Genomic DNA, 23,411 nt, shown 5'->3' with positions numbered 1-23,411 from the left:
GGTCAATCCGTCTCGCAGGGGTAAACTGGCCCCAAAAAGGACATGACGATCATGAGCAAAAGTCTCAAACGGGTGGTGGCAGCGTTGTCGGAAGCCGGCCACGAAATTGCGCCACTGGAGCTTGGCCCCGAAACGCGCACGGCACAGCAGGCCGCCGATGCTGCGGGATGCGCGCTCGACCAGATCGCGAAATCGGTGATTTTTGCAGGGCAGACCAGCGGGCGCGCGATCCTTTTCATCACCGCAGGTGGCAACCGCGTTGATCCGGCCAAAGCCAGTGCCGTAGCGGACGAGCCGTTGGGCAAGGCTGACGCCGCCCTGATCCGCGCCCAAACGGGGTTTGCGATTGGCGGGGTTGCACCCGTGGGCCACCTTGCCCCGATCACCGCGTTTTTCGATCCGAGACTCCTGGATTTTCCGCTGATCTACGCCGCCGCAGGCACGCCAAGGCATATTTTCCCCATAGCGCCAGCGGATCTTTTGAAAATTTCCAGCGCGCAAGTATCTGAATTTACGTTATAATAAAAGTAAATGTAAAAAACATTTACATCAGGACTTGAAGCAGGGTGTCAAACCTCCAATATCGGTGATGTGAAAATCATTCACATAGACACACACAGATAGCTAAGGAGCCCAACCATGAACACCGCCACATCCCATTCCCCAATGGCAATGCACAACCGTCCCGGTTTTTTTGCCCGTGTCGAGGCTTGGCTTGATGAGCGTGGCAAAGGTGCCTGGATCGCCGCCATGGTTGTCAGCTTTATCGTCTTCTGGCCCATCGGCCTTGCCCTTCTTGCCTATATGATCTGGAGCAAACGCATGTTCAATTCTTCCTGTTCGTCCAAAACCCGCAGCCGCACACGCCACATGGGTCAATCCTCGGGCAACAGCGCCTTTGACGCTTATAAGGCCGAAACGCTGCAGCGTCTGGAAGAAGAGCAGGACAAGTTCGAGGCCTTCCTCAAGCGCCTGCGTGACGCCAAGGACAAGGCAGAGTTCGACCAGTTCATGGACGACCGCGCCAAGAAGATGACGGACGCTGACGACGAAAACACCGGTCCTGCCGCTGTCTAAGCGCAGCACCCCCAAGGGCGGCCCGCTTTCCCCGGCAGGTCGCCCTTCCCTGCCCCTTTGATGCATGAGTTCACCATGACCACGTCTTACGCATACGCCCCCCATCTTGATTATGACCCCGAACGCTATGAGGGCGTGACACTCAAACGCGGTATTGCCTGGGTGTTCGACGTTGTCATGATCGCCATGCTTTGTGCATTGGTGCTGCCGTTTACGGCCTTTACCGGCATCTTCTTCTTTCCCTTCCTGATGCTGGTTGTGGGCTTCATCTATCGCTGGTTCACGCTGGCAAACGGGTCATCGACATGGGGGATGCGCCTGATGGGCATCCGGTTCCGCGACCATCGCGGCGCGCCGCTCTCGTCCGGTTTGGCGCTTGCCCATACGCTTGGATATAGCATCAGTATCACGGTGGCCCCTCTGCAACTTATCTCGATTATCCTGATGCTGGTCACCCAACGAGGCCAGGGCCTGACCGATCTGGTCCTGGGGACCGAAGCCGTGAATATCTACCATTAACTATGTCGCACACGGGGGGCTTGGCGCAGGGTAAACAGATTGTTAAGCTTTGTGGAAATCAACCGGACCTCGCATGCGCCACACGCTTCCCATTGCCCCGCAGTTTTATGTAACTGCCCCACAGCCATGCCCTTATTTGGAAGGGCGGATGGAGCGTAAGCTCTTTACGGCGCTACAGGGCGATATGGCCACCAAGCTGAACGACTCTTTGTCAAAGCAGGGCTTTCGCAGGTCGCAGAACGTGCTCTACCGCCCCTCTTGCGCGGAATGCTCGGCCTGTATGTCGGCGCGGATTGATGTGTCGAAATTCACCCCCAGCCGCAGTCAGCGCCGTGTCGCCAAGCGGGCCGCGCATCTGAACCGCCGCGCCACATCCCCATGGGCGACGGAAGAGCAATATGACCTCTTTCGCGAATACCTTGACGGGCGGCACGCCACAGGCGGCATGGCTGACATGGATATGTTCGAATTCGCGGCGATGGTCGAAGAAACGCCGATCCGGTCCCGCCTGATCGAATACACGACCGAACAGGATCTGACAGCGGTTTGTCTCACCGATATCCTCGATGACGGGCTGTCGATGGTCTATTCCTTTTTCGATCCCGCCAATGAGAAACTCTCGCTCGGAACCTACGTTATTCTGGATCATATCGCCATCGCCCGTGAATTGGGCCTGCCTTACGTGTATCTGGGCTATTGGGTGCCTGGCAGCCCCAAGATGGACTATAAAGCCAAGTATAAGGGCCTTGAAGTGTACCGCGGCGGTGAGTGGACGCCCGTCACTGACCCGTCGGAATATCGCGCCGACCTGCACCCGCTCTCGACCGATCCGATTGCGGAACAGGTGGCGCGGATCGACCTGCCGGACGGGCGGAGCTGAGCACCGATTTCACATGCAAATGAAAAAGGGCGGCGCCATCGGCACCGCCCTTTTCTTGTTATGCTCCGGCTTAGTTCAACAGGTTCGGGATGATCGTCACCACACCCGGCACGAAGGCCAAAAGCAGCAGTGCAACAACCTGAATACCGATGAACGGCATCACACCCTTATAGATCTGGCCCGTCGTGATCGACTTGGGCGCAACCCCGCGCAGATAGAACAGCGCAAAGCCAAAGGGCGGTGTCAGGAAGGATGTCTGCAGGTTCACCGCGATCATGATTGTCACCCATTTGGGATCGAAGGTGCCGCCGTAGATGACAGGCCCCACAATCGGGATAACGATGTAGATGATCTCGAGGAAGTCGAGCACGAAGCCCAGCACAAAGAGCACCAGCATCACCAGCAGGAACACGGTCCATTCGTTGTCGAATGAGCGCAGGAACTGCTGGATGTAATGTTCGCCACCAAATGAGATCAGCACGAGGTTCAAAAGCTGCGAACCGATCAGGATGGTGAAGACCATTGAGGTCACTTTGGCCGTCTCGCGCACAACCGGTGCCAATACACCGCCCGCGATCAGAACCCAGCAAGACCAGAGCAAGCCGAACATCGCGTAAAGGAACGCGGCAAAAGCCACCAGATAGGCCAGACGGTTCTCAAACAGCACCACTTCCTGTCCAAGGCGCAAATCGAAGTTGCCGCCAATCACGAGCATGACAACAATCGCGCCAGCGGTCAGGAGTACGATCCGCCCAGAAAGCCCCTGATCCTTCCGCTTGCGGTAGGCCGCCAGCAGGATCGCACCGCCCGCACCCAAGGCCGCAGCAGGTGTCGGGTTGGTGATACCGCCAAGGATGGATCCGAGCACTGCAACGATCAGGACGAGCGGCGGGAAGACCACACGCATGATCTCGTTTCCGGCCAGATATCTGACCGCATGCCGCATACCCAGATAGGTCACGAAAAGCGGGATCACCAAGATCATCGTCGTCACTCCGGGCGACGTCAGCGGCGTGATCAAGACGATATCGGCCAGCAGGATCAGGCCAACACCTGCCGCCCCCAGCCAAAGCGGGCGATGATCGGCACTTGGTGCCACACCACGTGCCAGTGCGAGCAGAAGGCCCAGCAGAACGGCAAGAACCGCAATACCTGTCCCAATCGGGGCTGCATCTTCGGCGGCCTGTACGACAGCCGCTGCGCGCTCTTCCGGTGTCAGTTCGCGCGATGCCGTCGCACCACCCGATGCTTCAATCGCCGCCTGCTGGGCGACAGCGGTTTCCCATGCCTCGATCCCGTGCAGTTCGATCATGGATGCCTGACATTCCTCACCGACGCGCGTGCGCAGTGATGCGTTTTCACTGGCGTCTGTAAAGCTGTCCACAAGGACGGATTGCGAACCCACAAGGTTCACCTGCCCCATGCCGATGGTCAGGGCGATGATACCCGCAGGTACAGCCAACAGCCATGTCAGGCCTTCGTTGCGCGTAATCACTTCACGGCCTGCACTATCGGCAAACTGTACCGCCGGTGCCTTGCTCGGGTTGATCAACGCAAAGATGAACGCATAGCCCGCATAGAGCGTTGCCAGAAGAACACCGGGCAACAGCGCCGCCTGGAACAATGTCCCGACTGACAACACGGCAGGTGAGCCGAGATAGGTCAAGGCATCGGTACAGCCCGCCAGTTGCGCGCGGTTTTCCTGCGCCGCCGAATAGATATCACCGGCCAGCGTCCCCAAGAGAACGATCACGATGGACGGTGGAATGATCTGCCCCAAGGTGCCCGATGCGGCGATGACGCCGGTCGAGAGTTCGGGCGAGTAGCCGTTCTTGAGCATGGTCGGCAGCGCCAGCAGACCCATGGTCACAACAGTTGCACCTACGATGCCTGTGGACGCAGCAAGGAAAGCACCCACGATCACGATGGACACAGCCAAACCACCTGGCAGCGGGCCAAAGACCTTTGCCATCGAGGTCAGCAATTCATCCGCAATCCGCGACCGCTCGAGCACGATGCCCATCATCACGAACATCAGAACCGCGAGCAGCGTTTCAATCGACTGGCCCGCAAGCACACGCTCGTTCATGCGGTTGACCATAAAGCCGATGTTGCGGTCCAGCGCCACTTCCCAGCCTTGCGGGAACAACGGCCCCTCGTAGCGTGGCAGTTCGGGGTGACTGAAGACCGAGATCGTTTCCTGTCGTACCCCCTCGTTGACCAAGGCGCGGAACTCGGCCGAGCTTGAGTCGACCGCCGCGTGAATCAAGAGACCCGCACTATCCAGCCCCGCGATAATCGCGAACGAAATCACCGCAGAGCCCATGATTGCAAAGGCCACAGGGAAGCCCGAAAGGATCCCCGCAAAGAGCGTCAGAAATACGATAATGATACCGATTTCGATGCCATCTAATCCGAAAAGCATGTCTTTACCGCCCTGTTCTTAGTGGATGTCTGCGACGAGTTCGGCAGTCGGATCGCCGAGTTCGTCTTTATCAAGGTATTTGCCTTCGCTTTCAGGACCCTCTTTCCACTCAAGATACGAGCGGTAGAAGAAAGCAACAGCCTGCAACATGACCATCAGCGCGAAGGTCACCAGCAAAACCTTGAAGAGGAAGTACGCATTAAAGCCGTTGGGCGAGAAACCGATGGTTTCGATATTCCACCGCAGCGCGCGGGCTTTGGTCAGCAAACGGTCAAGCGTATCCGAGGCCGACGGGTTCGGCACCACAAGGTGACGCCACAAGAAGAACCAGCCGTAAAGCCAGATAATAATCGCTCCGGGCAGCATGAACACAATGGACCCGAACATGTCGATGACGCGCTTGGTGCGATAGCTGACGGCGGAATAGACCAGATCGACGCGCACATGGCCGCCCTGCACAAATGTGTAGGCGGCGCAAAGGCATACAATCATGGCATTGTAGAATTTCAGTTCTTCGGACCACCAGCTGACATCTTTGGTGAAACTGGCCCCGAAGCCGACGCTGATTTCGGCCACAGCAAAGACCCGCTGCATGAAGATAATGACGATCTGCTGCAGCACCATAAGCAAACCCGCCCATGCCGCAACGCGGCCGACGATGTTCGCAAAGCCCTCAAGCCCGCGCACATAGCCCCACATGATCCGGTTGTTATAAAGACCGACCGCTGTGAAAACGAGAAACGCTGCCAATGCGACAAAGAAGAACTCGACGGAGGCCCCGTAGTAGATGAAGCGCATCAGCGCTTCTTTCTGCTCGGTCTCCATTGCCCCGTTGATGGTGGGCACCCAAGACAACCACTGGCCCGGATGAAAGATCGCATAAAAGAAGTTGTAGAACGCCTCAATCAGGTTGGCAAAAAACCACCCGATCGCATTACCGCCCCATGCTTCGACCAGTCCCATGGTCACTCCCCCGCATTGATGATCGTCTTGTTTTGCGGATAGGGCCCCGCCACTGGCAGGGCCCTATACGATGGCTGATTTTCAGCCGCTATGCGGCCGAAACAAACGCCTTAGAGTGCGTTGAAACGTGCGCGCTGTTGCTGGAACACGTTGTCCGAGATGGACGTCCAAGCATAAGTCGCAGCAGCCGCTTCTTCCTGGCTTGCACGGATACGCGCGAAGAGCTCGTCACCCATGAACTCGTCCAGTGCTTCTTTTGATGCACGACCGAATGCATCCCAGACATCGTCAGGGAATTGCATGATCTTGGTGCCCTGCTGCTGCAAACGCAGCAATGCGGCACCGTTGTTGTAGTTGGACTGTGACAGGCTCCAGTGGTGTGTTGCAGCGGCGGCTGTTTCACAGATCGCCTGCTGGGCTGGTGTCAGCTCGTTCCACACATCGCGGTTGAACGCACATGTCAGAACTGAACCTGGCTCGTGGAAACCACCTGTGTAGTAGAATTCACAGACTTCCTGGAAGCCAAGACGCTCGTCCGCGAAAGGACCGATCCACTCGGCACCGTCGATGGCACCCGAAGACAGCGCCTGATAGATTTCGCCGCCTGGAATGTTCTGAACGGATGCGCCTGTGCGACCCAGCGCCAGACCACCGATGCCTGGCATGCGGAAACGCAGACCCTGCAGGTCAGCGGCAGAGTTGATCTCTTTGTTGAACCAACCACCTGGCTGGTGACCTGTGTTGCCGCACATGAACGACTTGAGGTTAAAGATTTCGCCCAGCTCGTCGTGCAGCTCCTTACCGCCGCCATGCTGGTACCAGCTGATCATCTCGCCGCCTGTTGCACCGAAAGGCACAGCAGTGAAGTAGTAGTAACCTGGGTGCTGACCGCCGAAGTAGTAGTCAGCCGAGTGGTAGACGTCTGCCTGGCCCGAAGACACAGCGTCAAACACTTCGAATGCACCGACCAGCTGGCCTGCTGCGCGCTTTTCGATTGTGATCTGACCGTCGGACATGCTGTTGACAAGGTCAACAAACTTGACTGCGGCATCATCAAAGACGGCAAAGCCGTCAGGCACCGATGTTACCATCGTCAATGTGCGTCCACCCTGCGCGATTGCTGGTGCTGCCAGTGCCGATGCGGCAACAGCCGAACCACCAATAGCGGTATTCTTTAGAAAGGAACGACGATCCATATAGTTTTCTCCCAGTTGTAACTCTGTCCGGCTCCTCCCAGAGCACGAACCTGTATTAGGTTCCCGCATCCTAGCGCCGCAGATTGAAAGTTAAAGCATTACATTCGTGCAAATGGCAAAAATTGTTATTTTTTTTGACCAATCTTTACGCAAATCCGACTTACGGCCCCGCCGGAACACGCAAAACGGGTAGAGACAGGGTGTTTATTGCGCGCAAGCAGCACAGATCGCAACAATATCACATGCACGTTCAGGCAAACTACCGGCCTGCGCGTCACACCTGCCCCTGACAAATGAAAACGCCCGCTGCAATCAAGCAACGGACGCTTCCATCCTGGGAGGAGGGAACTTGATTTAGTTCTCGACGGTCTCTTGGATGCTTTCACGCACAATGTTAAACCACTCGCCCGACAGGCGCAGCTGTTCCAGACCTGCATTGATGATCGGCAGGGCTTCGTTGGCGAAAGCGTTGTTCTTTGAAACGAAGATGTGTGACGACACGGTTCCGCGCAGCGGTTCCAGTGTGGCTACGGCGTCTTCCATACCGGCAGAACGAATGTCCTCTTCGGCTGGCAGCGCGTCATATGTCACAACATCGACCTCACCGTCCTTCAACAGCTGGAAGCAGCCGTTCTGTGCCACTGTTGTCACGTAAGTGATGTTCGGCTCGACAAGCTGCGCTGCCTCGAGATCAAACATGAACCACGCTTCGGGCCGGCAAATACGCGCCCCGAACAGATCGTCGGTGCTTTGTGCATTGGCATATTCACTGCCATTCAGCGTATAGAAATCTACGATAATTTCATAGAACGGGTCAGAGTGGTTGAATTCCGTACACCGGCTGGCGCTCGCCGGCCCAAGGTTTTCAACGCGGCTACAATCGGGACGGAACCAAGGGAAGGCCATATCGATGGCACCGATTGGCAGCAGCGTCTCAAGATGTGAGCCCCAGTCGTTCACGAACACAATATCATATTCCTGATCCGGATTGCCCAGTTGCATGGACCGGTCGACCATCCGCGTGATCATCCCGCCACCTGGCAAGTCTTCATCGGTAAAGGGCGCGTAATCAGAGCCTGTGGCAATGCGCAACGGCCGCGCAGGCGCAGATGTCACGGGTGCAGGCGCTGTGGAGGCCGCGACAACGGGCGCAGCACCTGTTGGCAATGATCCGTCGGCGCAGGGAATCGTCAGGACCTGCCCGACTTCAAGCAGGTTCGGGCTTTCGAGAACGTTGGTGTTGGCATCAAACAGAACGCGGAAGCCGCCGCGCACATCTGCCTCGGATGCAATACGGCTCAATGTGTCACCACGCACAACAGTATATGTCGAGCACGCCTCTTGCGCTTGCGCCTGCCCTGCGGTGATTGTTGTGAACCCTGCCGCTGCTGCAACAGCCAAAGCCATACTCGTGGAAGCCTTATACATTGTGTTTCCTTTCCCAATAGGAGCGCCGCAGCGCAAAATGCTTACGTTGAATGAACCGTCGTCACCGATTTCGGTTTCCTTGCGGCCCACTATCCTGCAGAAAAAGGCAAAATGTTGACCAAATCGGGACCAATACAAAGTTTCTTTCTGTTAACTTTCGTACAACCAAGATGCAGTGTTTAACCCCGGTTTGAGATCTAACAGGACCGAAACCGCGCTACTGTAGTGAAAAAAGAAACGGTGAAACCCCGGCTCATTTTCTTCATGCGGCGGAAATATGGCTGATTTTGCGGCATCCCAATTTTTTGTCATACGATGGTTGAACAGAGTAATCTCGGGCGGCTGTTTTGCATCTGCAGCACGCAAAGCCTTGCAGCGCCAGCAATGCGACCCACATTGAAATGAACATCAAATACCCCTGAACGGAGAAGACATGTCAGAGACCACCGCCTACACCCCGCCGAAAGTCTGGACTTGGGACGCCGAAAGCGGCGGTCAGTTTGCCAATATCAACCGCCCGATCGCAGGGCCAACACATGACAAAGACCTGCCCGTCGGCAAGCACCCGCTGCAACTGCACTCGCTTGCCACGCCGAACGGGGTCAAAGTGACCGTCATGCTCGAAGAGCTGCTGGCCGCGGGCCACGCCGCCGAATATGACGCCTGGCTGATCAACATCCAGGAAGGCGACCAATTCAGCAGCGGGTTTGTGGATGTGAACCCCAACTCCAAGATCCCTGCCCTGTTCGACAAGGAAACTGGCGTGCGTGTGTTCGAGAGCGGCGCGATCCTGCTCTATCTGGCCGAGAAATACGGGGCGTTCCTTCCCAAAGACGTGGCGGAACGCACGGAAACGCTCAACTGGCTGTTCTGGCTGCAAGGCTCGGCGCCCTATCTTGGCGGCGGATTCGGCCATTTCTACGCCTATGCTCCGGAGAAATTCGAATATCCCATCAACCGCTTCGCGATGGAGGCCAAGCGCCAGCTGGATGTGCTGAACCAGCGGCTTGAAGACTGCGAATATCTGGGGGGCGACAGCTATTCGATTGCCGACATCGCCACAGCACCCTGGTATGGCGCGCTGGTCAAAGGCCTTGTCTATGATGCGGCTGAATTCCTTGATGTGGCCTCCTATGAACACGTCAACCGCTGGGCAGATGCGGTGATGAACCGTCCCGCCTATTTGCGCGGCAAGATGGTGAACCGCGCATGGGGTGATCCGGCCGAGCAGTTGCGCGAACGCCATGATGCAGGCGATTTCGAGACGCAAACGTGGGACAAGATCGGGACCGAGGAAAGTTGATTGGCAAAGGCTTTCACACTTGCCCGAAGCAAGACCTGCACAGGGTCTTGGTTTCGGGTATGTGCCCGCCCGCCAAAAGTGAAACCTGCGGGATAATTATTTTCGGCCTCCACTTGTAAACGCCCGCGCGGCGGCTTCTCTACACAAAAGCAGGGGGCGCGTGATGCTGACATATCTTATTCTGGTTTTCGGGCTCGCAGCCCTCTTTTTTGGCGGCGATATGCTGGTCAAAGGGGCCAGTGGCCTTGCCTTGCGGTTCGGGCTCTCGCCCATGGTGATCGGGCTGACCGTGGTGGGCTTTGGCACCTCTGCGCCTGAACTGCTTGTGTCGTTGAACGCAGCCCTTGGCGGGCAATCCGGTATCGCGATCGGGAATGTCGTAGGCTCCAACATCGCCAATACCCTGCTGATCCTCGGGCTGGCCGCCATACTGGCCCCTATCGTTGTCAATTTCAAAACCCTCCGGCGCGATCTGGGCTGGATGATTGCAGCCACGCTTGCGCTACCGCTTGTGCTGTGGTCCGGCGAAATAGGACGGATTGAAGGGTTGGTATTGGTCGCAGGTCTTGCGGTGTTCCTGGTCACCAGTCTGCAATCCGGCGGACATATCCCTGATGAAATCACCCCCGCAGGTTCCTTGGGGCGCGGTGTGGTTTTTACACTGGGCGGGCTTGTCACACTCATGGTCGGCGCCCATTACCTCGTGCAAAGTGCCACCATCATCGCCCGCGATTTCGGCGTGTCAGAGGCGATGATCGGGTTGAGCATCGTGGCCATCGGCACCTCTTTGCCCGAACTGGCAACCACCGTCACCGCCGTGATCCGCGGACAACGTGATATCGCGATCGGCAATGTGATCGGGTCCAATATTTTCAATATATTGGGCATTCTGGGTGTAACGGCATTGGTCACGCCAATCCCTGTCGCTGCGCGCTTTGTTGCCGTTGATATGCCGTTCCTGCTGGGCCTGACCGCCGTCACCGTCGGGCTATTGTGGCTAACCGGCAGACTGGGGCGGATCACCGGAACACTCATGCTTCTCGCTTACACAGCATATCTGTTGTCGACAGCCAATCTCTGACAGGCAAAAACACCTTTTGAAAGAAAGTTGCAAAAAACCGCCCTGAAACGACATTTTCTCCATTCCGGCGGTTGACCCCCCTTTTCCCGCGCACTAATGTCCGCCCAAGCAAAAGGAACCCCGATGACACACGTCGTACTAATTGTGAGAAACACGCGCATGGGCCGGTAACGGTAAATCCATAACGATCCCATGCGCCCCCGACACACTCGGGGGTTTTTTTGTGACTAAAGAAACCAGATACGCGAAGGACGCGAGACAGATGACAAAGACCATGACGGGCGCAAAAATGGTTGTTCAAGCACTGATTGATCAGGGCGTGGACACAGTCTTTGGATACCCCGGTGGTGCCGTCCTACCGATCTATGACGAGATTTTTCAGCAAAACAGCATCAAACACGTGCTGGTGCGCCATGAACAGGGTGCGGTGCACGCGGCCGAAGGCTACGCCCGTTCCACCGGCAAACCCGGTGTGGCGCTGGTCACGTCCGGCCCCGGTGCTACAAACGCTGTGACAGGTCTGACCGATGCGTTGATGGACAGCATTCCGATCATCGTGCTGACAGGTCAGGTGCCGACCTTCATGATCGGCTCTGATGCGTTTCAGGAATGCGACACCGTCGGCATCACCCGCCCCTGCACAAAACACAACTGGCTGGTCAAAGAGACCGACAAACTGTCGTCCGTCCTGCACGAGGCGTTCCACATCGCCACGTCCGGCCGCCCCGGCCCTGTTGTCATCGACATTCCCAAGGATGTGCAGTTCGCCACCGGCAAATACACCGAGGCCCGTCAGGTCGAGACCCATTACAACCCGCAGGTCAAAGGTGACATGGAAATGATCACCGAACTGGCCGAGGCGATGGAAACCGCCAAACGCCCTGTGTTCTATACCGGCGGCGGTGTCATCAACTCGGGCCCTGCGGCCAGCCAACTGCTGCGCGAACTGGTGGCGGAAACCGGTTTCCCGATCACATCCACGCTGATGGGTCTGGGCTGTTATCCCGCATCCGGTGATAACTGGCTGGGCATGCTGGGCATGCACGGGCTTTATGAGGCCAACATGGCGATGCACGACTGCGACCTGATGATCAACATCGGCGCACGTTTTGACGACCGGATCACCGGACGGCTCGATGCCTTCAGCCCCGGCTCAACCAAGGCGCATATCGACATCGACGCCTCGTCAATCAACAAGGTGATCAAGGTCGATATCCCGATTTTGGGTGATGTGGCGCATGTGCTGGAAGATCTGCTGAATGTCTGGAAATCCCGCGGTCGCAAGACCAACAAAGAGGCGGTCCAGAAATGGTGGGGTCAGATCAACGAATGGCGCAAGGTGGACTGTCTGAAGTTCGAACAAAAGGGCAAGGTCATTAAACCGCAATACGCCCTGTCGCGCCTGCAAGAGCTGACAAAGAACCACGACCGTTACATTTGCACCGAAGTGGGACAGCACCAGATGTGGGCCGCGCAATACCTTGATTTCGAGGATCCGAACCGCTGGATGACATCTGGTGGTCTGGGCACGATGGGTTACGGTTTCCCTGCGTCCATCGGTGTGCAGATGGGCCACCCTGATGCGCTGGTGATCAACGTGGCCGGTGAGGCCTCATGGCTGATGAACATGCAGGAACTCGGCACGGCGATGCAGTATAAACTGCCCGTCAAACAGTTCATCCTGAACAACGAACGTCTGGGCATGGTGCGCCAGTGGCAGGAGTTGCTGCATGGCGAGCGGTATTCCTCCAGCTGGTCAGAATCGCTGCCTGATTTCGTGAAACTGGCCGAGGCATTTGGCGCCAAAGGTATCATCTGCTCCGACCCCGATGATCTGGATGATGCGATCATGGAGATGCTGAACCATGACGGGCCGGTCCTGTTCGACTGTCTGGTGGAAAAGCACGAAAATTGCTTCCCGATGATCCCGTCAGGCAAACCCCATAACGAGATGCTCTTGGGCGAAAACGCCGATACAGCCAACGCAATCAAATCTGACGGCGCGGTGATGGTGTAAGCACATCTGTCTGCACGCATTGTGTACAGGGTGTGTACGCCCTGTTTACCGGAAAAATAACGACTAAAGGGACAAACACATGTCACCGCTAAAAATCAAAAAAGGCTCGACCAGCCACTCCGCCTATGACCTACGGCCCACCTTTTCCGATAAGGAAGAGCGGCACACGCTGGCGGTTCTTGTTGAAAACGAACCGGGGGTTCTATCGCGCGTCATCGGGCTTTTTGCGGGCCGCGGCTATAACATCGACAGCCTGACCGTGGCCGAGGTGGACCATCTGGGTCACCGTTCACGCATTACGATCGTGACCAGCGGCACGCCGCAAATCATCGTGCAGATCAAGGCGCAGTTGGGCCGGATCGTGGATGTGCACAAGGTCAACGACCTGACGGTTGAGGGCCCGTCTGTTGAACGCGAACTGGCGCTCTTCAAGGTGCAGGGCACCGGCGAACATCGGATCGAGGCCATTCGTCTTGCCGATATCTTCCGCGCAAGTGTGGTGGATAGCACATTGGAATCATTCGTTTTCGAGATCACCGGCACATCTGAAAAGATCGACGCCTTCGCCGAATTGATGCAGCCTTTGGGGCTGACAGAAATCGCACGCACCGGCGTGGCAGCACTCGCGCGCGGCTCCGTCGCCTAAGCGCAATCCCCCGCGCCCGATTGGGGCATGACGCGAGGGACGCGTTGTTGCGCCGGACCAGAGGCAGGACCGGCGCGAACAGACTTTAGGCTGGCAGAAGGCCCGCTTCTGTCGCTGCGGCAATCTCGTCCGCGTCCAGCAGGCCGTCACCCGATGTATCGAGTGCCGCGAAATCATCTTCGGACATTTCAGGCATCACCGCCTGAACTTCCGGATAGCTGTACATGCCATCGCCGTTGATATCGATATCGGCGCTTTGGGCAAAGCCGGGAACAGCCAGCGCAGTAAGTACGGCAATTGGTGCAATCAGCTTAAGTGTACGTGTCATTTTTCGTTCTCCTATAAGGACATGAAGAAGGCTTTGCTGCCTTCGCCGTCACAATTGGTCGTCCTTGCGCAACCATTCCATAGGCACGGCGGAAAAGACAGTATTCCAGCGCCGTTGCGCCAAATTCTGCGTCGGTGATGCGCTAAAGCACGCTGACAATCCCGCACGCCAAACCCACCGGCAACAGACCACCTAAGCACTCTGCGCGAAATGGCAATCTTTGGCGCATGATGGCCAGCAATGTCGCTGGGGGAAAATCCGCCGTCGCGGTCAGACCGAATCTTTGACCGGTCCCTGTGCTAGGGTTTTGTCACAATGAGGATGTGACCCATGGCAAAAGACATTTCCCCCCAGGCACTCGACGCGGTACGCCAGCCGATCGAGACAGCCAATGGTTTGCCCAACGCGCACTATATCGACCCTGCCGTCTTCGAGATCGAAAAACAGGCCGTGCTTTGTGCCAACTGGGCCGGCCTTGCCGTTGCCTCAGACGTGCCAGAGCCGGGCGATGCGAAACCGATGGAATTTCTGGGTATGCCGCTATTGCTGGTCCGCGACCGTGCGGGTCAGGTCCGCGTGTTCCAGAATATCTGCCGCCATCGCGGGATGATCCTTGTGGCCGAACCGCGCAAGATCGAAGGCGCCATCCGCTGCCCCTATCATTCGTGGTGTTATTCCACCGAAGGCAAACTGGTGTCGACCCCCCATGTGGGCGGCCCTGGCCACAACACCCATGAGGCAATCGACAAATCCCTGCTGGGGCTGATCGAGGTGCGCAGCCATATCTGGTTCGACACTGTCTTTATCAACATCGACGGCACCGCCGCCCCCTTTGAGGAGGTCCACGCCGATCTGATCGCCCGCTGGTCCGCCTTTGACCAGCCGATGTATCACGGTGGCGAGGACAGCACCTTTTCCCTTGATGTCAAAACCAACTGGAAACTGGCGGTCGAGAATTATTGCGAGAGCTATCACCTGCCGTGGGTCCACCCCGGCCTGAACAGCTATTCGCGGCTGGAGGATCACTACAACATCAACGAGAAAGGCAAATTCTCGGGCCAAGGCACGCTGGTTTACCGGCAGCTGACGGGTGACGATGGCGCAGTATTCCCAGATTTTACGGGACTTGACGCGCAATGGACCGAAGGTGGCGAATATCTGACCGTCTTTCCCAACGTCCTGCTGGGCGTGCAGCGCGACCATGCCTTTGTGATCGTGCTGGAACCTGTGAGCCACGCGCAAACGCGCGAGCATATCCACCTTTACTATGCTGCACCGAAAACCGACGACGCCTTGCGCGCCAAGAACGCGGCGCAATGGAAGGTGGTCTTTGAAGAAGATATCTTCGTGGTCGAAGGCATGCAAAAGGGCCGTTACGCGCCTGATTTTGACGGTGGCCGCTTCAGCCCCGCGATGGACGGCCCCACCCATTGCTTCCACGATTGGGTGGCGGAAAAAGTCGCGGCGCATCTAGCGACCCCATGACGCCACTCCAAGACCGCCTGCTTGACTCACACGCCCGCGATGACCGCGCAGCGCTGGTTGGCCTTTATACCGAGGCGGCGGATGCGGCCCCTGATCTGGACACCGCCTGTTTCTACCTGACCCACGCCTATATCTACGCGCTTGAAAAAGGTGATCCCGCCGCAGAGCGGCTTTATCGCCGTCTGAAGGCGCAAGGGCGCGTCTAACCCCTTGCCCCTGCCCGCCCTTCACCCCAGTTTAGGGGTAAGCAAGACAGGACAAATACATGGCACCGCGCAAAATCATTATCGACACAGACCCCGGACAAGACGACGCGGTGGCGATCCTGCTGGCCTTGGCCTCGCCCGAGGACATCGAGGTGCTGGGGATCACGGCAGTGGCGGGCAACGTACCCCTGCCCCTGACCGAAAAGAACGCGCGGATTGTTTGCGAACTGGCAGGCAAGCCCGAGACCAAGGTCTTTGCGGGCTGCGATGCGCCCATGAAGCGCAAGCTGGTCACGGCCGAGCATGTCCACGGCAAGACCGGCCTTGACGGCCCGCAGATGGACGACCCCACGATGCCCTTGCAAGAGCAGCACGCGGTGGATTTCATCATCGAGACCCTGCGCCGCGAACCCAGCGGCACTGTCACCCTGTGCCCCATCGGCCCGCTGACAAATATCGCAACCGCCTTTGAACGCGCACCCGATATTATCGAACGCGTGCAGGAGATCGTCCTGATGGGCGGTGCCTATTTCGAGGTTGGCAACATCACACCCACCGCCGAGTTCAACATCTATGTTGATCCCGAGGCCGCCAAGATCGTTTTTGGTGCAGGTGTGCCGCTGGTCGTGATGCCGCTGGATGTGACGCATAAGGCGCTAACCACGCATAACCGCATCGACGCCTTCCGGTCCATGCACACAAAGGTCGGCGATATGGTTGCGGCCTGGACCGATTTCTTTGAACGCTTCGATATGGAGAAATACGGGTCCGAAGGCGCGCCGCTGCATGACCCCTGCACCATCGCCTATCTGATCGAACCGCAGCTTTTTGCAGGGCGTCATATCAATGTGGAAATCGAAACCGAGGCCGAACTGACCCTTGGCATGACCGTGGCCGACTGGTGGCGCGTCACCGACCGCCCCGCCAATGCGCTGTTTATGAAGGATATTGACGCCTCGGGCTTTTACGCATTGCTGGCGGCAAGACTGGCGCGTCTGTAAATGCAAATCCCTTTCGACAATTCATATGCCAAACTGCCGCAGCAGATGTACACGGCGCAACTGCCGACACCGGTGAAGGCCCCGCAGGTGATTGCAACAAATGCGGCACTTGCCACGATCCTCGGGATTGATCCTGCTGATCTGGCCGCACCGGATGCCGCACAGGTCTTTGCAGGCAACCATATCCCCGACGGGGCCGCCCCGCTTGCGCAGGTCTATGCCGGTCACCAATTCGGCAACTGGAACCCGCAGCTGGGCGACGGGCGCGCGGTGCTCTTGGGTGAGGTTGTGGGCACAGACGGCATCCGCCGCGATATCCAGCTCAAGGGCGCTGGCCCCACACCCTATTCACGCAGCGGCGACGGGCGCGCGTGGCTGGGGCCTGTGATGCGCGAATATCTCGTCTCCGAAGCGATGCATGCAATGGGTGTGCCTACAACCCGCGCGCTGGCCGCCGTAACCACCGGCGAAGACGTCTACCGCGAAGAACGCCTGCCCGGTGGCGTGATCGCCCGCGTCGCCCAAAGCCATATCCGTGTCGGCACATTCCAGTTCTTCGCCAGCCGTGGCGATATGCAGGCCCTACAAGCGCTGACCGACCACGTCATCGCGCGGCACTACCCCGACGCGACCGGCCCTGCGGACCTGCTTGATCTGGTGATCGCCCGCTATGCCAAGCTGATCGCGCAATGGATGGGGCTGGGGTTCATTCACGGGGTGATGAACACTGATAATGTTTCGATCGCGGGCGAGACAATTGACTACGGGCCTTGCGCCTTCATGGACGGGTTCCACCCCGACAGCGTGTTCAGTGCAATCGACCAGTACGGGCGCTACGCCTATTCCAACCAGCCCGGGATCGGCGCGTGGAACATGGCGCAGTTTGCAACGGCGCTCATTCCGCTGATGCCGGACCGTGAAGCGGCGATTGAAGACTTTACAGCCGCCGTCCACCGTATGCCTGCGCTCTATGAAGACGCGTGGCTGTCTGTCTTTGGCGCAAAACTGGGGATCGCTGATCCTCAGGCAGATGACCGCCCGCTGATCAATGATCTGCTGGATTTGATGGCCAAAGATGGAGCGGATTTTACCAACACATTCGCCAATCTGGACGCAGCCCATGCGCGCGATCAATTCATCGACCGTGATGCCTTTGATGCATGGGCCGCGCGGTGGCAAACCCGCAAATCAGCCGGTGCCGCGCAAATCATGGCGCAGGCCAATCCGCAGATCATCCCGCGCAACCACCGCGTGGAAGAGGTCATTCAGGCAGGCCGCACTGGCGACTATGCGCCGTTCCACGCGCTTCTGGCGGCAGTGACAGCGCCCTACGCGCCCCTGACCGACACCACCGCCAAGTTTGCGCGCGCGCCCAGCAAGGACGAAATGGTTACGCGGACCTTCTGCGGGACTTAGGCCGGTTCACCATCAGGATCCCGATGGCGACGAGGATCAGAGCTAGGATCAGATTGGGTCCAACTTCTTCGCCCAGCAACAGCCAGCCAAGCGCCACCGTCAGCACCGGTGACAGAAAGCTGAACGAGGCGACACCGGAGGCGGGATAGATCGACAAAAGCCAAAGCCAGAAGATAAAGCCCGCGCTGACCACCACAACAATCTGAAACGCCAGCCCCGCGATATGGATGGGCGCGATGTCGCGGATAAAGGGACCGAAGAAGAGTGCGGCAAACAACAATAGCGGCGCCGAGACGCCAACCTGCCACATCAACTGGATTTCAGGACGCACCCGCGACAGCGACGAGGCTTTGGCGATCATCGCTGTGACGGCCCAACCGATTGCAGCCCCCAAGGCCGCCAGATCGCCCCAGAAACTGCCCACGCCGTCGTCCCGGGTCAGGATGGCAATCGCGACCCCCACAAGAGCAAGCCCAAGGCCAACGGCTTTGACCGGCGTGATCTTGTCGTCAGGCATGATGAAATGCGCAATGATCGCAAGCCAGACCGGCATGGAGTAGAAAATCACGGAAGCGCGACTGACGGCCGTCAGATCAAGGGCCACAAAGAGACACAGAAACTCAAACGCAAAGACGCAACCGACAGCAAAGCCCGCAGCCCGCGTGCCCTTTTCAAAACGCAATGGAATGCCGCGCCAGCGCAACCAGAGCCAGATACAGACAACAGCCCCTGCCGAGCGAAGCCCTGCAAAGAACACAGGCTGCAACCCGCCGTTTGTGACTTTGATCACCACCTGATTGAAGGCCAGCAAAAGCGCAAAACTTGTGAGTGCCACAGCACCGAACAGATCAATCTGGGATTTCTTTTCCATCCGCGCAGATCATGCACGCATCGCCCCCATGTCAAGCGAAACCCTATGACTTTCCATGTCCCTTCAAACTTCCGCCGGAGGCAGCAACCGCGCAGACCGGCACAAGGCTAATTGCCAATCATCCACATCCCCTCGGGCCAGAAGGCGTGGAACGCAAAAGCAAACAGCACATCATGCGGCAGATCATGACCCGCGTCGTCGCGCACCCGCACATTGCCCACGTCCCTGCCTGCGCTGATGGCGGCACTGTCCAGCGCCGAGGCCTGCCCTGCGGTCCATGACAGGGTCACCCCCGCTTCACTCAGGGTGCCGGCCTCTGCCAGCCGGGTCAGTGGCCACGCCCGATCACCGACGCGCACGACACGCGCCAAGGCGGGGATGTCATGGGGGGGCATTTCACCGGAATAAAGGAACGGGCGACGGGAGCTGTCATAGCGCACATAGGGGTTGGCCCCGTAGTTGCGGTTGAACGCAGGCTCTTCCATCACCAAGCCTTCGGGATTGCGGCTTGCAAAGCTCTCCCAGCTTTCCATCCAGCTGGGCAGGCTGGTCAGGTCTGCCCCTGACAGTTCACCTACAATCGCCTCGCCTGTGGCCTGTTGCCACCAGCTTTCGGTTTCGCGGTCATACATGATCATATCGGAATTCCGCAGCTTGCCCGACACGCCGAAGCTGAGCGTTCGGTCTGCGGTGCGCCGGTCAAAGGTGATGCCGGAATTACACAAGGGACAAAAGGTGACAGCGACAGGCATGTCGCCGACCACGTCGTTGACGATCTCGTGCCATGTCAGATAGCGGATCGGATAGGCGCGCGGCGTCTCGCCTTCAATCTCAAGAGTGATGACCGGTTCGCGTGGTGTCAAACCCGCTTTGTCGGCGACAGTCACGAACGAAGGATTGTCGAGTGCCGGAATACCGTCTTTCGGCGGACCGCCCGAGATAACCTCGACCCAGCTTTCGACGCTTGTCGTTTCAAAATCGGTGTTCGGCCATTCAAAGGCCCAGAATTCCGGGCTTGCCGCAGACATGGTCGCAGCAGTGCAGAATGCTAGAAACGTAGGGAAAATGCGCATCGGTCTCTCCTGGCAGTTGCGCACAGGGTGTCCGATTGTGTGGTTTGCGCCTAGCCCCCTCGCGGAGTTGTGAGGGGGCCAGACGGATTTGTTTACTCGGTCACGCGCACCGCGGCCATCATGTCAGGCTGGCCGATCACGGCGCCATTGGCACCTGTACCGCGCTTGATCTGGTCAACGAGCTCCATGCCTTCGGTGACTTCGCCCACAACGGTATATTGCCCATTCAGGAAATAGCCCGGCTCGAACATGATGAAGAACTGGCTGTTGGCCGAGTTGGGGCTTTGCGCGCGGGCCATGCCCACGACCCCGCGTTCAAAGGGAATGTCCGAGAATTCGGCAGGAATATCCGCAAACTCAGAACCGCCAGTCCCCGCACGCGACAGGTCCATGCCCATCACGCCGTTTTCCACGTCACCCGTTTGCGCCATGAACCCGTCGATCACGCGGTGAAAGACCACGCCATCATAGCTGCCCGCTTCGGCAATGGCGGTAATCTGGGCGACATGCAGCGGCGCTGTCTCTTCGAAGAGATCGATAACAATCGTGCCATTGGCTTCGCCCGCAATGTCGATTTCCAAGCCCGCGCTGAGCGCAGGGGTGGCCAACACAGCAAATGCAGCAGCGTATTTAAACATCGGCGGCGACCTTGACGCTGATCATGCGGTCAGGGTTCATCGGCGGCTCGCCGCGCACGATGGCATCGACGTGCTCCATGCCGGAAATGACCTGCCCGTAAACGGTATACTGGCCGTTCAGGAAGTCGTTGTCCTTGAAGTTGATGAAGAACTGGCTGTTGGCCGAGTTCGGGTTCGCAGAACGCGCCGCACCCAGCGATCCGCGCGCATGCGGGATCTTGGAAAATTCGGCAGGCAGGTCAGGCAGGTCGGAGCCACCAGTGCCTGCGCGGCCGATGTTGAAATTGTCTTCCATATTGCCATTGGCCACGTCGCCTGTCTGCGCCATGAACCCGTCGATCACCCGGTGAAAACAAACGTTGTCATATTTGCCGGCCCGCGCCAGTTCTTTCATGCGGGCGGTGTGGGCCGGGGCCACTTCTGGCAGCAATTGGATAATCACATCGCCGCCTTTCAACGTCATGATGATGGTGTTTTCGGGGTCTTTGATCTCGGCCATGGGGCACTCCTTCATTCTCTGGTTCGCCCCTGACATATGACCCCTTGCGACGATTGCCAAGCGGGTCTGGTTGACGCGGGCGCGAGATTGCCGCAACACCATTGTAAAACCTCTGACGCACAGGAGCATGAAGATGGCTTGGAAGACACTTGACGACATGGATTTTGCGGGCAAACGCGCCTTGGTGCGTGTGGATATCAACGTGCCGGTCGAGAATGGCGTCGTGACCGACACGACCCGCATTGAGCGGATCATTCCCACAGTTGATGATATTCAAGAAAAAGGCGGCAAGGTCATCCTGATGGCCCATTTCGGCCGCCCGAAAGGTCAGGTCGTGTCCGAGATGTCGTTGGAACACATCGCCCCTGCGGTCGCTGATGTTCTGGGCCTGCCGGTGACATGGGTCAATTCGGACTATGCAGATGCCGTGGCCGAGATGGAGGATGATGAGGTTTTGCTCTTGGAAAACCTGCGCTTCAACCCCGGTGAGGAAAAGAACGACACAGGCTTTGCCAAACGTCTGGCAAGCCTTGGTGATATCTACGTCAACGATGCCTTCTCTGCCGCCCACCGCGCCCATGCCAGCACCGAAGCGATTGCACGGCTCTTGCCGTCTTGCGCGGGCCGTTTGATGGCCGAAGAACTGGGCGCGTTGGAAAAGGCGCTTGGCACACCCGAACGCCCTGTGGTGGCGGTTGTCGGCGGCGCGAAAGTGTCGACAAAGCTTGATCTGCTTGGCAACCTCGTAGGCAAGGTGGATCATCTGGTGATCGGTGGAGGGATGGCGAATACATTTCTTGCCGCGCAAGGGATCAATGTGGGCAAGTCGCTTTGCGAACATGATCTGGCCGACACCGCGCGCGATATTCGGGCCAAGGCAGAGGCAGCGGGCTGCGAGATTATCCTGCCGCGTGACATTGTGGTGGCGCGCGAATTCAAAGCGGGTGCCGCCAATGAAACGGTGGCCCCTGATGCCTGTCCGGCAGACGCGATGATCCTTGACGCGGGCCCTGCAACCGTCGCCTATATTTCCGAGGTGCTGGAAAAGGCGAAAACCCTCGTCTGGAACGGCCCTTTGGGGGCGTTCGAGATAGCGCCCTTCGATGCGGCAACCAACGCAGCGGCGGCGAAGGCGGCGGAACTCTCCAAGGCAGGCAAGCTGATCTCGGTGGCCGGTGGTGGTGATACCGTGGCGGCACTGAATCAGGCGGGGGCTGCGGATGATTTCACCTATATTTCCACCGCCGGTGGTGCCTTTCTGGAATGGATGGAAGGCAAGGAATTGCCCGGCGTGGCCGCACTTGGCTAACTGTTTGCGATAACATCTTGCCCGGTTGCGCTAACACATTTGCAACCGGGCACGCAGCCCCCTATCGGTCAGGTAACGCTGTTCAGCCACAAGGGGCCCATCATGAAAACCACCCGTACCGTTCAGAAAATCCTTGCCAACTACGAAGGGGAAACACCCGGTGTGAAGGCCAATCTGGCGCGCATTCTGATGAACGGCAAACTGGGTGGCACGGGCAAGATGATTATCCTTCCCGTCGATCAGGGGTTCGAGCACGGCCCTGCCCGCTCATTCGCCCCTAACCCTGCCGCCTATGACCCGCATTATCACTATCAGCTGGCGATTGACGCGGGCCTGAACGCCTATGCAGCTCCCCTCGGCATGATCGAGGCCGGTGCCGATACCTTTGCAGGGCAAATCCCGACAATTCTGAAGGTCAACTCGGCCAATTCGTTGATCCCCGATGCAGCGCCCAAGACCCAAGCGATTACCGCGTCTGTCGATGATGCGCTGCGGCTTGGCTGTTCTGCCATCGGCTTTACTGTCTACCCCGGCTCATCTGCAGCACTTGATATGTTCGGCGATATCGCGGAGATGCGCCGCGAAGCGGCGGCCAAGGGCATTGCGACCGTCATCTGGTCCTACCCCCGCGGTGAAGCGCTGGACAAGGACGGCGAGACCGCCATTGATATTGGCGCCTATGCGGCCCAGATCGCGGCCCTTCTTGGCGCGCATATCATCAAGATCAAACTCTCGACCGATCATCTGAGCCTTGGCGAGGCCAAGAAGGTTTACGAAGCGCAAGGTATTGATGTTGCGACCCAAACGGCCCGCGTGCGCCATTGTGTGCAAAGCGCCTTTGACGGGCGCCGTTTGATGGTCTTTTCGGGCGGTGCAGCCAAAGGTGCCGATGCGGTTTACGATGATGCGCGTGCGATCCGTGATGGCGGTGGCAACGGGTCCATCATCGGTCGGAATTCGTTCCAGCGGGACCGCGCAGACGCGCTGGCGATGCTGAACAAACTGGTCGAGATTTATCGCGGCAAGGACTAGGCCACACGCCCGTTTCCC

The 23,411-nt window shown here is 58.1% G+C and carries 23 protein-coding genes; 14 read left to right on the top strand and 9 right to left on the bottom strand.

The window, feature by feature from the left end; genetic code table 11:
• Positions 1-51 precede the first annotated feature (51 nt).
• The 4 genes from SJY29_RS06045 (at position 52) to SJY29_RS06030 (ending at position 2,476) form a co-directional block, all read left to right on the top strand.
• The gene (locus SJY29_RS06045) at positions 52-522 is read left to right on the top strand and encodes a YbaK/EbsC family protein (RefSeq protein WP_400087903.1); all 471 of its coding nucleotides are present in this window, start codon (positions 52-54) and stop codon (positions 520-522) included.
• A 117-nt stretch (positions 523-639) separates the two neighbouring features.
• Entirely contained in the window at positions 640-1,077 is a 438-nt protein-coding gene (locus SJY29_RS06040; protein WP_400087901.1) for a DUF2852 domain-containing protein, read from the top strand.
• A gap of 75 nt (positions 1,078-1,152) precedes the next feature.
• Entirely contained in the window at positions 1,153-1,596 is a 444-nt protein-coding gene (locus SJY29_RS06035) for an RDD family protein (protein WP_400087899.1), read from the top strand.
• Positions 1,597-1,669: 73 nt separating this feature from the next.
• Positions 1,670-2,476 carry an arginyltransferase gene (locus tag SJY29_RS06030; protein ID WP_400087897.1) on the top strand — a complete coding sequence of 269 codons (807 nt, stop codon included), beginning with the start codon at positions 1,670-1,672 and terminating at the stop codon, positions 2,474-2,476.
• A 70-nt stretch (positions 2,477-2,546) separates the two neighbouring features.
• On the opposite strand, the gene SJY29_RS06025 is transcribed toward SJY29_RS06030, so the two are convergent.
• From SJY29_RS06025 to SJY29_RS06010, 4 genes are all read right to left on the bottom strand, one after another.
• Positions 2,547-4,901 (bottom strand): TRAP transporter large permease subunit, encoded by a 2,355-nt coding sequence (locus SJY29_RS06025; protein ID WP_400087895.1) that lies wholly within the window; start codon positions 4,899-4,901, stop codon positions 2,547-2,549.
• 18 nt (positions 4,902-4,919) lie between these two features.
• Positions 4,920-5,864, bottom strand: coding sequence for a TRAP transporter small permease subunit (locus tag SJY29_RS06020; protein ID WP_110278611.1), 945 nt, complete (start codon positions 5,862-5,864; stop codon positions 4,920-4,922).
• Positions 5,865-5,974: 110 nt separating this feature from the next.
• Positions 5,975-7,060: a TRAP transporter substrate-binding protein gene (locus SJY29_RS06015; RefSeq protein ID WP_055293004.1), complete on the bottom strand. Its 1,086-nt coding sequence runs from the start codon at positions 7,058-7,060 to the stop codon at positions 5,975-5,977.
• Positions 7,061-7,414: 354 nt separating this feature from the next.
• Positions 7,415-8,488: a LysM peptidoglycan-binding domain-containing protein gene (locus SJY29_RS06010; protein WP_400087893.1), complete on the bottom strand. Its 1,074-nt coding sequence runs from the start codon at positions 8,486-8,488 to the stop codon at positions 7,415-7,417.
• Between the two features lie 433 nt (positions 8,489-8,921).
• Here SJY29_RS06010 and yghU point away from each other — a divergent pair, with 433 nt between their 5' ends.
• The 4 genes from yghU to ilvN all read left to right on the top strand — a co-directional run bounded on the left by yghU (position 8,922) and on the right by ilvN (position 13,535).
• Entirely contained in the window at positions 8,922-9,791 is an 870-nt protein-coding gene (gene yghU / locus SJY29_RS06005) for a glutathione-dependent disulfide-bond oxidoreductase (protein ID WP_400087891.1), read from the top strand.
• A 166-nt stretch (positions 9,792-9,957) separates the two neighbouring features.
• Positions 9,958-10,872, top strand: coding sequence for a calcium/sodium antiporter (locus tag SJY29_RS06000; protein ID WP_400088847.1), 915 nt, complete (start codon positions 9,958-9,960; stop codon positions 10,870-10,872).
• Positions 10,873-11,134: 262 nt separating this feature from the next.
• Positions 11,135-12,889, top strand: a complete 1,755-nt coding sequence (locus SJY29_RS05995) for an acetolactate synthase 3 large subunit (protein WP_110278607.1) — start codon at positions 11,135-11,137, stop codon at positions 12,887-12,889.
• Positions 12,890-12,968: 79 nt separating this feature from the next.
• A complete protein-coding gene (gene ilvN / locus SJY29_RS05990) occupies positions 12,969-13,535 on the top strand; it encodes an acetolactate synthase small subunit (protein WP_110278606.1) in 567 nt (188 codons plus the stop codon).
• Positions 13,536-13,620: 85 nt separating this feature from the next.
• Here ilvN and SJY29_RS05985 read toward each other — a convergent pair whose 3' ends face one another.
• Complete coding sequence (locus SJY29_RS05985; RefSeq protein WP_400087888.1) at positions 13,621-13,863, bottom strand: hypothetical protein; 243 nt, start codon at positions 13,861-13,863, stop codon at positions 13,621-13,623.
• Between the two features lie 330 nt (positions 13,864-14,193).
• On the opposite strand from SJY29_RS05985, the gene SJY29_RS05980 reads away from it, so the two are divergent.
• Genes SJY29_RS05980 through SJY29_RS05965 form a run of 4 tightly spaced genes read left to right on the top strand, consistent with a single transcriptional unit; the run spans position 14,194 to position 17,971 of the window.
• A complete protein-coding gene (locus tag SJY29_RS05980; RefSeq protein ID WP_400087886.1) occupies positions 14,194-15,348 on the top strand; it encodes an aromatic ring-hydroxylating dioxygenase subunit alpha in 1,155 nt (384 codons plus the stop codon).
• Positions 15,345-15,554: a hypothetical protein gene (locus tag SJY29_RS05975; RefSeq protein ID WP_400087884.1), complete on the top strand. Its 210-nt coding sequence runs from the start codon at positions 15,345-15,347 to the stop codon at positions 15,552-15,554. Before SJY29_RS05980 ends, SJY29_RS05975 begins: the two co-directional genes overlap by 4 nt.
• Positions 15,555-15,613: 59 nt before the next feature.
• Positions 15,614-16,555, top strand: coding sequence for a nucleoside hydrolase (locus tag SJY29_RS05970; RefSeq protein ID WP_400087882.1), 942 nt, complete (start codon positions 15,614-15,616; stop codon positions 16,553-16,555).
• Positions 16,556-17,971, top strand: coding sequence for a YdiU family protein (locus SJY29_RS05965; protein WP_400087880.1), 1,416 nt, complete (start codon positions 16,556-16,558; stop codon positions 17,969-17,971).
• Here the strand turns inward: SJY29_RS05965 and SJY29_RS05960 are convergent.
• From SJY29_RS05960 to SJY29_RS05945, 4 genes are all read right to left on the bottom strand, one after another.
• Positions 17,946-18,842, bottom strand: a complete 897-nt coding sequence (locus tag SJY29_RS05960; protein ID WP_400087878.1) for a DMT family transporter — start codon at positions 18,840-18,842, stop codon at positions 17,946-17,948. The genes SJY29_RS05965 and SJY29_RS05960 overlap by 26 nt on opposite strands.
• Before the next feature lie 107 nt (positions 18,843-18,949).
• The gene (locus SJY29_RS05955) at positions 18,950-19,915 is read right to left on the bottom strand and encodes a DUF3179 domain-containing protein (protein WP_400087876.1); all 966 of its coding nucleotides are present in this window, start codon (positions 19,913-19,915) and stop codon (positions 18,950-18,952) included.
• Positions 19,916-20,007: 92 nt separating this feature from the next.
• On the bottom strand, positions 20,008-20,553 hold the full coding sequence (locus tag SJY29_RS05950) for a peptidylprolyl isomerase (protein WP_400087874.1): 546 nt from the start codon (positions 20,551-20,553) through the stop codon (positions 20,008-20,010).
• Complete coding sequence (locus SJY29_RS05945; RefSeq protein ID WP_400087872.1) at positions 20,546-21,052, bottom strand: peptidylprolyl isomerase; 507 nt, start codon at positions 21,050-21,052, stop codon at positions 20,546-20,548. The genes SJY29_RS05950 and SJY29_RS05945 overlap by 8 nt, the downstream gene beginning before the upstream one ends.
• A gap of 133 nt (positions 21,053-21,185) precedes the next feature.
• Between SJY29_RS05945 and SJY29_RS05940 the strand changes: the two genes are divergently transcribed.
• Together SJY29_RS05940 and SJY29_RS05935 are read left to right on the top strand one after the other, a co-directional pair.
• The gene (locus SJY29_RS05940; protein WP_400087870.1) at positions 21,186-22,361 is read left to right on the top strand and encodes a phosphoglycerate kinase; all 1,176 of its coding nucleotides are present in this window, start codon (positions 21,186-21,188) and stop codon (positions 22,359-22,361) included.
• Between the two features lie 102 nt (positions 22,362-22,463).
• Positions 22,464-23,393, top strand: coding sequence for a class I fructose-bisphosphate aldolase (locus tag SJY29_RS05935; protein ID WP_400087868.1), 930 nt, complete (start codon positions 22,464-22,466; stop codon positions 23,391-23,393).
• Positions 23,394-23,411: the final 18 nt, after the last annotated feature.

It is taken from the genome of Yoonia sp. R78084, from assembly GCF_044595625.1.
Taxonomy (GTDB): domain Bacteria; phylum Pseudomonadota; class Alphaproteobacteria; order Rhodobacterales; family Rhodobacteraceae; genus Yoonia.
This window is presented reverse-complemented; position numbering and strand designations above follow the sequence as displayed.

Bases quoted from the DNA above. Each gene is read 5' to 3' on its own strand.
- SJY29_RS06045 (WP_400087903.1), top strand. From the start codon at position 52: ATGAGCAAAAGTCTCAAACGGGTGGTGGCAGCGTTGTCGGAAGCCGGC.
- SJY29_RS06040 (WP_400087901.1), top strand. From the start codon at position 640: ATGAACACCGCCACATCCCATTCCCCAATGGCAATGCACAACCGTCCC.
- SJY29_RS06035 (WP_400087899.1), top strand. From the start codon at position 1,153: ATGACCACGTCTTACGCATACGCCCCCCATCTTGATTATGACCCCGAA.
- SJY29_RS06030 (WP_400087897.1), top strand. From the start codon at position 1,670: ATGCGCCACACGCTTCCCATTGCCCCGCAGTTTTATGTAACTGCCCCA.
- SJY29_RS06025 (WP_400087895.1), bottom strand. From the start codon at position 4,901: ATGCTTTTCGGATTAGATGGCATCGAAATCGGTATCATTATCGTATTT.
- SJY29_RS06020 (WP_110278611.1), bottom strand. From the start codon at position 5,864: ATGGGACTGGTCGAAGCATGGGGCGGTAATGCGATCGGGTGGTTTTTT.
- SJY29_RS06015 (WP_055293004.1), bottom strand. From the start codon at position 7,060: ATGGATCGTCGTTCCTTTCTAAAGAATACCGCTATTGGTGGTTCGGCT.
- SJY29_RS06010 (WP_400087893.1), bottom strand. From the start codon at position 8,488: ATGTATAAGGCTTCCACGAGTATGGCTTTGGCTGTTGCAGCAGCGGCA.
- yghU (WP_400087891.1), top strand. From the start codon at position 8,922: ATGTCAGAGACCACCGCCTACACCCCGCCGAAAGTCTGGACTTGGGAC.
- SJY29_RS05995 (WP_110278607.1), top strand. From the start codon at position 11,135: ATGACAAAGACCATGACGGGCGCAAAAATGGTTGTTCAAGCACTGATT.
- ilvN (WP_110278606.1), top strand. From the start codon at position 12,969: ATGTCACCGCTAAAAATCAAAAAAGGCTCGACCAGCCACTCCGCCTAT.
- SJY29_RS05985 (WP_400087888.1), bottom strand. From the start codon at position 13,863: ATGACACGTACACTTAAGCTGATTGCACCAATTGCCGTACTTACTGCG.
- SJY29_RS05980 (WP_400087886.1), top strand. From the start codon at position 14,194: ATGGCAAAAGACATTTCCCCCCAGGCACTCGACGCGGTACGCCAGCCG.
- SJY29_RS05975 (WP_400087884.1), top strand. From the start codon at position 15,345: ATGACGCCACTCCAAGACCGCCTGCTTGACTCACACGCCCGCGATGAC.
- SJY29_RS05970 (WP_400087882.1), top strand. From the start codon at position 15,614: ATGGCACCGCGCAAAATCATTATCGACACAGACCCCGGACAAGACGAC.
- SJY29_RS05965 (WP_400087880.1), top strand. From the start codon at position 16,556: ATGCAAATCCCTTTCGACAATTCATATGCCAAACTGCCGCAGCAGATG.
- SJY29_RS05960 (WP_400087878.1), bottom strand. From the start codon at position 18,842: ATGGAAAAGAAATCCCAGATTGATCTGTTCGGTGCTGTGGCACTCACA.
- SJY29_RS05955 (WP_400087876.1), bottom strand. From the start codon at position 19,915: ATGCGCATTTTCCCTACGTTTCTAGCATTCTGCACTGCTGCGACCATG.
- SJY29_RS05950 (WP_400087874.1), bottom strand. From the start codon at position 20,553: ATGTTTAAATACGCTGCTGCATTTGCTGTGTTGGCCACCCCTGCGCTC.
- SJY29_RS05945 (WP_400087872.1), bottom strand. From the start codon at position 21,052: ATGGCCGAGATCAAAGACCCCGAAAACACCATCATCATGACGTTGAAA.
- SJY29_RS05940 (WP_400087870.1), top strand. From the start codon at position 21,186: ATGGCTTGGAAGACACTTGACGACATGGATTTTGCGGGCAAACGCGCC.
- SJY29_RS05935 (WP_400087868.1), top strand. From the start codon at position 22,464: ATGAAAACCACCCGTACCGTTCAGAAAATCCTTGCCAACTACGAAGGG.